The organism is Aeromonas genomosp. paramedia, from assembly GCF_023093515.1.
In the GTDB taxonomy this organism is placed as follows: domain Bacteria; phylum Pseudomonadota; class Gammaproteobacteria; order Enterobacterales; family Aeromonadaceae; genus Aeromonas.
Window position 1 is genome coordinate 1 of the sequence record NZ_JAAROG010000044.1, and the last position, 826, is coordinate 826.

The 826-nt window shown below is 63.1% G+C and carries 1 protein-coding gene; it reads left to right on the forward strand.

Annotation, left to right across the window (positions count from 1 at the left end; all coding sequences use genetic code 11):
- Positions 1 to 826: hypothetical protein (locus tag HB860_RS21955; protein WP_247627953.1), on the forward strand; the 826-nt coding region annotated here is incomplete at both ends.

The window sequence follows — 826 nt, forward strand, 5'->3', positions numbered from 1 at the left end:
AAGGCCATCACCCACAACGGCGAGACCCTGATCTGGCAGGAGGTGCCGGGCAGCAACGGCCACAGCTTCCAGGGGGTCACCGCGAGCGGCACCCTGGTGCTGAGCGTCACCCTGCCGAGCGTGCCGGGCCGCATTGAGGCGCATACCGACGCGACCCTGGATTACCAGGTCACAGTGCACACCAACCTGGATCACGGCGCCGACGACAGGCTCAGCCTGACCCTGCCGGTGCAGGTGACCGACAGCGACGGCTCGGTGATCACCGGCAATACCACGGCAGTGATTACCGATGCGGTCGATCCGAGCCTTGGCATCGACAGCGGCATCAGCCTGCAGGAAGGGGCCTCTGGCCAGTCCCTGGATGGTCAACTGCCGGTCAATGTGGGCAGCGATCGCCTGGTGTCCCTCAATTTCGAGGGGAACCAGCCTGGCTTGGATAACCTCACCAGCGGCGGCAAGCCGACCAGCTATCAGGTCAATGGCAACCAGATCACCCTGCTGGATGCGGGTGGCAAGACGGTGCTGACCGTGACCCTGGATCTGGACGGCAAGTACCATGTGAAGCTCGATGGCGTGCTGGATCAACCTGTGGGCACCAACAGCGTCAACCTAGGACTGCAGGTACAGGGCACCGATTTTGACGGCGACAAGAGCAACCTCGGCACCCTCAATATCCAGATCACCGACGGTGCCTTGCCCCAGGTCGACCCCGTTTCCCTCACCCTGACGGAAGACAGCGACTGGAGCGCCGGTCAGACCCTGACCGGGGATCTCGATATCACCGCCGGCACCGATCCTCTGGTTAATATCAGCTTCGATGCCAGCC